This is a genomic window from Neobacillus sp. NPDC097160 (assembly GCF_044762155.1).
Lineage (GTDB): Bacteria > Bacillota > Bacilli > Bacillales > Cytobacillaceae > Neobacillus.
Map to the genome: position 1 here is coordinate 143,025 of NZ_JBIWDU010000017.1, position 8,479 is coordinate 151,503.

The window sequence follows — 8,479 nt, forward strand, 5'->3', positions numbered from 1 at the left end:
GTGGAATCTCTTCCACGCTTCTTTTCTAGCATAAGGAGAGAGGTAAATGAATCCATTCATTAAAATTCGTCGGGACTTGCACCAAATTCCTGAACTCGGTTTTCAAGAATTTAAAACACAAGCATATTTATTGGCTTACTTACAGTCATTGCCTCAAGACCGTATCTCGATAAAAAAATGGCGGACAGGTTTATTTGTCAAGGTTTATGGTCTTAATCCTACCCAATCTATCGGATATAGAACAGATATTGATGCATTGCCTATAACAGAGGAAACAGGTTTATCTTTTACTTCTTCACATGAGGCGAGGATGCATGCCTGCGGCCATGATTTTCATATGGCAATCGCGCTTGGAGTGCTGACACATTTTGTCCAAAATCCAATCAATGATAACCTTCTATTTGTTTTTCAACCTGCTGAGGAGGGGCCTGGCGGGGCAGAGCCAATGTTGAAGTCGGAAGAAATGCAGGAATGGATGCCTGACATGATTTTTGCTCTCCATATTGCACCAGAGTATCCTGTTGGAACAATCGCACTAAGAGAAGGTTTATTATTTGCCAATACCTCTGAATTGTTTATTGACCTTAAGGGTAAGGGAGGACATGCTGCCTATCCGCACCAAACAAATGATATGGTAATCGCTGCCTGCACACTTGTTAATCAGCTGCAAACCATTATATCAAGGAATGTAAATCCATTAGATAGTGCCGTCATTACAATTGGTAAGATTACAGGAGGAACGGTACAAAATATTATCGCTGAAAAAGCAAGACTTGAAGGGACCATTCGGACATTATCACAGGAATCAATGAAAAAGGTTAAGCAACGTATTGAAGCGCTTGTAAAAGGGATTGAGGCGGGTTTTGAATGTGAAGCTGCCATTGACTATGGTTCCATGTATCACCAAGTATATAACACGGAATCACTTACGAGAGAGTTTATCAATTATATGCAACAAGATCCGGTTGTTAATGTAATTGAATGTAAGGAAGCGATGACAGGTGAGGATTTTGGTTATATGCTTAAAGACATTCCCGGATTCATGTTTTGGCTCGGAGTTGATTCATCCTTTGGGCTCCATCATGCAAAATTAAACCCAGATGAAGCGGCCATTGATGTCGCTGTAAAAGTAATGACACGCTATTTAACCTATAAAGGAAATCAGCTTTAATGTTATAACTACAAGTCATTTAATTTGGTTCTGCTGGTAAACCATGTTAAAATTAAAAGGAATAATGTTACATATTGTCGGTTATTCTCGTGAGAAATAGGCAAAACTGACTAAAGGGAAATGAAAAGATAAATTATAATTAGTATTTATTTAAATTAATTATAATTTAATATTGACTCAAAAGTATATTTGTCCTATAATGAGAATTGTCAAAGGGATTGCAAATAAGAATTGCAAAAAATCTCAGTAAATAATTATTTGGAGGGATTCTAATGCCAGAACGTATGGTAGGCAAACAAGCTCCACGCTTTGAAATGGATGCTGTAATGCCAAACAAAGAATTTAAAAAAGTAAGTCTTGAAGAAAACATGAAAAATGATAAATGGACTGTATTATTCTTCTATCCAATGGATTTTACATTTGTATGCCCAACTGAAATTACAGCAATGTCCGATCGTTATGAAGAGTTTGATGACCTAGATGCTGTTGTTATTGGTGCATCTACTGATACAATTCATACACACCTTGCATGGATTAAAACAGATCGCAAAGAAAACGGTCTTGGGGATTTAAACTATCCGTTAGCAGCAGATACGAACCATGTTGTTGCTCGCGATTACGGCGTATTAATTGAAGAAGAAGGAATCGCCCTTCGCGGTTTATTCATCATCAGCCCAGAAGGTGAATTAATGTATTCTGTTGTAAACCACAACAATATCGGCCGTGACGTTGATGAAACGTTACGTGTACTTCAAGCATTACAAACTGGCGGTCTTTGCCCAGCAAACTGGAAGCCAGGACAAGCTACATTAAACGTATAATTTTCTAAACATGATAGACCTAACCTTCCATAAGTGTTAGGTCTATTTTAAAATAGGGGGGTAAAACATGAAATTACGTGAACAAATGCCGGAGTTAACCGGGGCAACCGAATGGTTAAATGGTCAAGTAACAAAAGAAGACCTAATCGGTGAAAAGCCAACTTTGCTTCATTTTTGGTCGATTAGCTGCCATCTTTGTAAGGAAGCAATGCCACAAGTCAATCAATTCCGTGATGATTTTAAAGAGAAATTAAACGTGATTGCTGTCCATATGCCTCGTTCTGAAGATGATTTAAACCTTGAAGAAATTAAGAAAGTAGCAGCAGAACACGGAATCACTCAGCCAATCTTTGTGGACAGTGAGCATAAGTTAACGGAAACGTTTGAAAATCAATATGTTCCTGCCTATTATGTATTCGATCGTGAAGGCAAGCTTCGCCACTTCCAAGCAGGCGGAAGCGGGATGAAGATGCTTGAAAAGCGAGTCAATCGTGTTTTAGATGAATTGGAAAAAACAGAATAACACTACCATGGAAAAGCTGTTCGTTGTGATCAACGAGCAGCATTTTTTATGACTTTTCATTGTAACCTTGTTTCTTTTTTATCGTCGGTATAAGTAACATTGTGTTTCATCCTGACCTTACCATTAGAGAAAAAGAAGGGGTGTCATGAAAATGAAAAAGCTAACGAAGGTAATTCCTATTTTGCTTATTGCAGTATTGTTTGGATTAGCGGGCTGTAGTTCGAGTAGCAAGAGCGAAAATGCCAAAATGAATATGGAAAGTAAAGCAGATATGGATGCATCACAGTCTGGTGGAGGGGATCAACCAGCCCTATATTCAAATCAGAAAGCGGAAGCTGATAAATCAACAGCTGATGCAAAAATTGAGGTACCAAATCAGATGGTGATTTATCAGGCAGACCTCCAGCTGCGCGTGAAAAAATTTGAGCAAACCGTCCAAAGCTTGGAAGAAAAAGCAGCGAAATATGGGGGCTACATCGCTGAATCGAATGTAACTAGAGAGGGAAAAGAACAAGTGAGCGGCAGTCTTAAAATAAGGATACCTCAGAAGCATTTTCAAGACTTTTTACACGATGCGGAAGGGCAAGCGGCTGAGGTGCTGCAGCGGAACATTACCGGGCAGGATGTAACCGAAGAATATGTCGACCTCGAATCAAGATTAAAGTCAAAAAAGGCTGTTGAGGAAAGGCTGCTTGCCTTTATGAAGGACGCCACAAAAACCGAAGATTTACTGAAAATTTCAGCTGACCTTGCGGCTGTTCAAGAAGAAATCGAGACGATTGAAGGGAAAATGAAGTTTTTAGAAAACCAAACATCGCTTTCGACAGTAAACATTACCCTTTACGAAAATAAAGTAATTGTTCCAAACATTGATAAAGATAAACTAAACACTTGGGAGAAAACGAAACAGCAATTTATGAAAAGCACCAATATGTTATTGGGGGGACTATCAGGATTAGTCGTCTTTATTATTGGGAATATACCAGTATTAGCGGTCTTCATTATCATTGGTTTACTGTTCTTCTTCATTTATAAAAAAAGGAAAAATAGCAATAGACAGGATTAAGTGGGGATAACTATCTCTATATATCATGGATGAAGAATGCTACAATAAGACCATGTTAGATCATTGTTTTAATCGGGGGAGTTAGTTATGAAGAAGAGTTTTGCCGTAATTGGGCTTGGGCGGTTCGGTGGAAGTATTTGTCGTACGTTAACAGAAGAAGGAATGGAAGTATTGGGTATTGATGTAAATGAAGAGCGAGTAAACGAATTTGCGATGATTGCTTCACATGCAGTTGTTGGGGATACAACAGACGAAAATGTCTTGAAAAGTTTAGGGATTCGTAATTTCGACCATGTGATTGTCGCGATTGGCGATGATATTCAGGCAAGTATACTGACAACTCTCATTCTGAAAGAATTAGGGGTCGGTCGCATAACGGCAAAGGCGCAAAATGATTACCATGAGAAGGTTCTTCGCAAAATTGGTGCGGATTCTGTGGTACACCCTGAACGAGATATGGGGAAACGAATTGCTCATAACATGGCTTCTAGTAATGTCGTTGATTACTTGGAACTATCTGATGAACATAGCATTGTGGAAATTGTTGCAAATGGAAAATTAAGCGGCCGGACAATTATGGATATGGATATTCGGAAGAAATATGGGTTAAATATTGTCGCGATTAAAAGGGGAGAAGAAATAATTGTTTCCCCGCAAGCAAAAGAAACCCTTTATGCAAACGATGTATTAATTGTAATTGGAAACGACACAGATATCGACAGATTCGAAAGAAAAGTACTAGAATAAAAAAACGGAAGCGCCTATTTTAGGTGCTTCCGTTTTTTCTTATACTTCCATGATGATAGGTAAAATCATTGGTCTCCGTTTTGTTTTTTCATAAAGGAAAGGCGCTAATGTATCGGTGATTTCATTCTTTATTTCAGACCATTGGCTTGTCTTTCTTTCCATTACCTTATTTAAGTGTTTAGTTATCAGATTTTGGGCATCATTGATTAAATCGCCGGATTCCCTCATATAGACAAATCCGCGAGAAATGAGATCTGGGCCTGAGGCGATCTTAAATTCTTTCATATTAATGCTAACCACCACGACGACTAATCCTTCTTCTGACAGGATTCTGCGGTCCCTTAATACAATATTTCCAATGTCTCCTACACCACTGCCATCAATATAAACTGAACCTGATGGAATCTTTCCGGCAACCTGGGCCGTTTGATCGGAGAGAGCTAATACTTCGCCATTGTCCATAATAAAACAATTTTCTTCTTCTACTCCGCAATCGACGGCAAGCTTAGAATGCATTATTTGCATCCTGTATTCACCGTGAATAGGCATAAAGAATTTTGGTTTAATTAACCGGAGCATTAGTTTTTGTTCTTCCTGACCACCGTGTCCAGAAGTATGGATATTACTTAATTTCCCATGTATCACTTCCGCGCCAGCCCGATAAAGCATATTGATCGTTCTGCTCACGCTAATGGTATTCCCTGGAATTGGAGAGGAGGAGAATACTACCGTGTCCCCAGGAATAATTTGAATTTGTCTGTGTGTCCCATTGGCAATTCGGGATAGAGCAGCCATTGGTTCACCCTGACTGCCTGTACATAGAATCGTAACCTTATCAGCAGGCAATCGGTTAATTTGATTTGATTCAATAAATGTTTCTTTTGGTGCACTAATGTACCCTAATTCAAGTCCAATATTGATGGCTGCCTCCATGCTACGGCCAAAAACGGCAACTTTCCTTCCGTTTACAACCGCAGCCTCAACAACTTGCTGCAGTCTATGAATATTAGATGCAAAGGTTGCAAAAATGATACGCCCATCAACTTTCCTGAATATATCATGAATGCTTTCGCCGACACGGCGTTCTGACATTGTAAAATCCGGTATTTCACTATTTGTACTATCTGAAAGTAAGCAAAGTACGCCTTCTTTTCCGATTTCGGCCATTTTTGTTATATTGGCAGGTTCACCGACTGGGGTGAAATCAAATTTAAAATCGCCTGTATGAACGATTTGACCCGGAGGGGTTTTCACGACAATCCCATAGGAATCAGGAATACTATGGGTAGTTCGGAAAAAAGTAACCGATGTTTTACGGAATTTGATCACATCATCTTCCTTTATTTCAATCAGTTTTGCATTTCTTAATAAACCGTGTTCTTCTAATTTATTTTTAATTAATCCAAGCGCAAGCTTCCCTCCGTAAATAGGGATATTGATTTCACGAAGTAAGTACGGGATACCGCCAATATGGTCTTCGTGCCCGTGTGTGACAAATAAACCTTTAATCTTTTCCTCATTTTTAACCAAATAGGTGTAATCAGGAATAACATAATCGATTCCTAATAATTCATCCTCAGGGAATTTTATTCCGGCATCAATTAAAATAATTTCATCTTGGAACTGAACTGCATACGTGTTTTTGCCAATTTCACCCAAACCACCTAGGGCAAAAACAGCAGTTTGGTCATTTTTTACAAATTTCATAAATTATCCAATCTCCAATACTTTATAGTCTTCATTTTGTTGTTCATATTCTAAATATGCTCCTTTTACTTCCTGTACAAATTCAACATTAAACCCGCGATCGGCAATTTTTTTGCGAACATCTCTTACCGACTCTCCTTTAATAAATAGGGTCTTTGTGTTCTCCCTAACAGGGACTTCTTTGATGCTTTCTTGAAAATATACTTTAAATATCATGACAAATTCGCTCCTAACTTTGGTCATAGCTTTTTCTATTATATATAATATTTTCATCTTTTTCATTTATTTTCTTTGGAAGCCCTTGGACCATATATGAAAAGTATGTAAAAAAGAAACTGTTTTTCAAATTTACAATAATGAAGGAGCCCTTCGCAAGTTTGAAGGGCTCTAAAAAAAATTTAGGCAATGGATTTTTTTCTAAGTAAATCTTTCCACTGTTTTAAGAGCTTTTTCCTTAGCTTCTTTAACATAGTGGTTCATCTCCTTACCTCTATTTTATACGAACCTTGTCCAATGTAAAGCAAGCCATGGCAGATAATTGAAATTTTTTAAAAATAAATGTTTTTTTACTATTATTATATGATGAAAATGCGGAATTTTTCATGGTTAAACATGGAATTATGATGAACAATAATAAAAAAACACCGGCCTTATAAAAAGGCCAGTGTTTTACCTTTCGATTGCTATTGCACCTTCAATCGGTTTAAATGGGTCCTGTTTATCGATGTAATCATAAAACATGACACCATTTAAGTGGTCAATTTCATGTTGAAAACATATAGCGGTCAGCCCTTTTAAGCGGAGCTTTACCTCTTCACCTGTAAGAGTTGTACCTTTTACTGTAACCCTTGCATGCCTTGGTACGAAGCCAGGAAAAGCTTCATCAACTGAAAGACAGCCTTCACCTGCTTGTAAAAATGCCTTTTCAACCGAATGACTGACAATTTTTGGGTTAAATAAGGCGTAGCTAAAAAGTTTTCCCTTGTCATCTGTAAGATGTACAGCAATCATCCGTTTTGAAACATTTATCTGCGGGGCAGCTAATCCAATTCCAGGGCGTAAACTATAAAGCGACGCGATTTCGCCATTTTGGCTATTAATAACGTATTCTAAAAGGCTGGATAATATTTGTTTGTCCTCTTCCGATGGCGGCATGGCGACTTCTGCAGCCACTTTTCTAAGGGTGGGATGGCCATCTCGGATAATATCCTCCATCGTTAACATGAACCTTCACTCCTGTGTTCAGTAATATTATTTGCAATCACTAGTTTATCAAATATTAGATAAAAAGTTAACAATTGATTGGTTGAAGCTTCCGAAATCTTCATACTTTTTTGTCCTTGTATATTGTCAAACAAACCGAGTATCGATATAGTATAGTTGGCAGCAGTTAGGAGGTACAAAGTGTTATTTAAAGGAAAAAGTCGTTATTTGATATCTATTTTAGCCATCCTATTCATATTATCAGGATGCGGTGCAAAAAAGAGCCCTGTTGAGAAGATGTATGATGTTTTAGAAAATGTCGTATCCAAAGAAAAAGCTTTTGAAGAACAACAGGATCCGCTCGTTTCGCTGGAGAAGAAAGAAAAAGAAATATATGACCAAATTATTGAACTTGGCATGAAGGAGTATGACCAGATTGTCAAACTTTCCGATGAAGCCATTACGTTAACTGATAAAAGAAAAAATTATATGGAAAAAGAAACACAAAGCCTAAAGGAGTCAAAACAGGAATTTAAGAAAGCGGCAGATTTAAAAGATCAATTTGATGACCCTAAACTTACAAAGATCGCAAACGAATTATACGATATCATGATGCAAAGATTTCAAGCACATGATGAATTATACAAGGAATATTCTGATGCTTTAAAATATGATAAAGAATTATATATGATGTTTAAAAATAAAAACCTTCCTTTAGAAGATCTTGAGGTTCAAGTAAACAAACTAAATGAAACATATAAAAAGGTTTATGATGCTAACGAAAAGTTTAATAGGCTTACGGAACAATACAATGAAAAGAAGATGTTATTTTATCAAAAGGCAGGATTAAAATCGAATAAATAATCATCTATCCATTGAATCGGCTGAATACAGCCGATTTTTTCTATATTATAACAACGATAATAATGATGGAATTTTATATAACAGTTTTATTTATTTGATGATACAGATGGTGTTTTTTGAATTTACCGTTTTTAATGTGTTTATGTTGAAAAATAATAATACTTAGTATTTGACGAGTAAAAACTAATGATGTAAACTCATATATGTGCTAAATAATTGTATTAATGATGTTACATAAAAAAGTGATACAGAATATGATGATTATAAAATGAAGTTTAATTGTTATTTCTTATCTTTTCAGTTAAAAACTATTGATTAGTGTGTTTCAAATAATAGGTCAGAAAAAATATATGTAATATCAAAAGTATGTCAAATTA

9 protein-coding genes are annotated in these 8,479 nt (G+C 36.8%); 6 read left to right on the plus strand and 3 right to left on the minus strand.

From position 1 onward, the window contains the following. Nucleotides 1-46: 46 nt before the first annotated feature. From ACIQXV_RS22495 to ACIQXV_RS22515, 5 genes are all read left to right on the plus strand, one after another. Nucleotides 47-1,171, plus strand: a complete 1,125-nt coding sequence (locus ACIQXV_RS22495) for an N-acetyldiaminopimelate deacetylase (protein ID WP_402962277.1) — start codon at nt 47-49, stop codon at nt 1,169-1,171. 272 nt (nt 1,172-1,443) lie between these two features. After that, nucleotides 1,444-1,992, plus strand: a complete 549-nt coding sequence (locus tag ACIQXV_RS22500) for a peroxiredoxin (protein ID WP_402962279.1) — start codon at nt 1,444-1,446, stop codon at nt 1,990-1,992. A gap of 67 nt (nt 1,993-2,059) precedes the next feature. Continuing rightward, nucleotides 2,060-2,515 (plus strand): TlpA disulfide reductase family protein, encoded by a 456-nt coding sequence (locus tag ACIQXV_RS22505; protein WP_402962281.1) that lies wholly within the window; start codon nt 2,060-2,062, stop codon nt 2,513-2,515. A 151-nt stretch (nt 2,516-2,666) separates the two neighbouring features. Then, on the plus strand, nt 2,667-3,581 hold the full coding sequence (locus tag ACIQXV_RS22510; RefSeq protein ID WP_402962283.1) for a DUF4349 domain-containing protein: 915 nt from the start codon (nt 2,667-2,669) through the stop codon (nt 3,579-3,581). An 87-nt stretch (nt 3,582-3,668) separates the two neighbouring features. Beyond that, nucleotides 3,669-4,328, plus strand: a complete 660-nt coding sequence (locus ACIQXV_RS22515) for a potassium channel family protein (protein ID WP_402962284.1) — start codon at nt 3,669-3,671, stop codon at nt 4,326-4,328. 39 nt (nt 4,329-4,367) lie between these two features. Here ACIQXV_RS22515 and rnjA read toward each other — a convergent pair whose 3' ends face one another. The 3 genes from rnjA to def form a co-directional block, all read right to left on the minus strand. Continuing rightward, on the minus strand, nt 4,368-6,035 hold the full coding sequence (gene rnjA / locus ACIQXV_RS22520) for a ribonuclease J1 (protein ID WP_402962286.1): 1,668 nt from the start codon (nt 6,033-6,035) through the stop codon (nt 4,368-4,370). A 3-nt stretch (nt 6,036-6,038) separates the two neighbouring features. Continuing rightward, nucleotides 6,039-6,251, minus strand: coding sequence for a DNA-dependent RNA polymerase subunit epsilon (locus ACIQXV_RS22525; RefSeq protein WP_402962288.1), 213 nt, complete (start codon nt 6,249-6,251; stop codon nt 6,039-6,041). Nucleotides 6,252-6,704: 453 nt separating this feature from the next. Next, a complete protein-coding gene (gene def / locus ACIQXV_RS22530) occupies nt 6,705-7,259 on the minus strand; it encodes a peptide deformylase (protein WP_402962290.1) in 555 nt (184 codons plus the stop codon). Nucleotides 7,260-7,439: 180 nt separating this feature from the next. On the opposite strand from def, the gene ACIQXV_RS22535 reads away from it, so the two are divergent. Then, nucleotides 7,440-8,102: a YkyA family protein gene (locus ACIQXV_RS22535; protein WP_402962292.1), complete on the plus strand. Its 663-nt coding sequence runs from the start codon at nt 7,440-7,442 to the stop codon at nt 8,100-8,102. Nucleotides 8,103-8,479 lie beyond the last annotated feature (377 nt).

Coding starts and splice junctions, on each gene's coding strand:
- def (WP_402962290.1), bottom strand. CDS start 7,259: ATGTTAACGATGGAGGATATTATCCGAGATGGCCATCCCACCCTTAGA.
- ACIQXV_RS22500 (WP_402962279.1), top strand. CDS start 1,444: ATGCCAGAACGTATGGTAGGCAAACAAGCTCCACGCTTTGAAATGGAT.
- rnjA (WP_402962286.1), bottom strand. CDS start 6,035: ATGAAATTTGTAAAAAATGACCAAACTGCTGTTTTTGCCCTAGGTGGT.
- ACIQXV_RS22505 (WP_402962281.1), top strand. CDS start 2,060: ATGAAATTACGTGAACAAATGCCGGAGTTAACCGGGGCAACCGAATGG.
- ACIQXV_RS22510 (WP_402962283.1), top strand. CDS start 2,667: ATGAAAAAGCTAACGAAGGTAATTCCTATTTTGCTTATTGCAGTATTG.
- ACIQXV_RS22495 (WP_402962277.1), top strand. CDS start 47: ATGAATCCATTCATTAAAATTCGTCGGGACTTGCACCAAATTCCTGAA.
- ACIQXV_RS22525 (WP_402962288.1), bottom strand. CDS start 6,251: ATGATATTTAAAGTATATTTTCAAGAAAGCATCAAAGAAGTCCCTGTT.
- ACIQXV_RS22515 (WP_402962284.1), top strand. CDS start 3,669: ATGAAGAAGAGTTTTGCCGTAATTGGGCTTGGGCGGTTCGGTGGAAGT.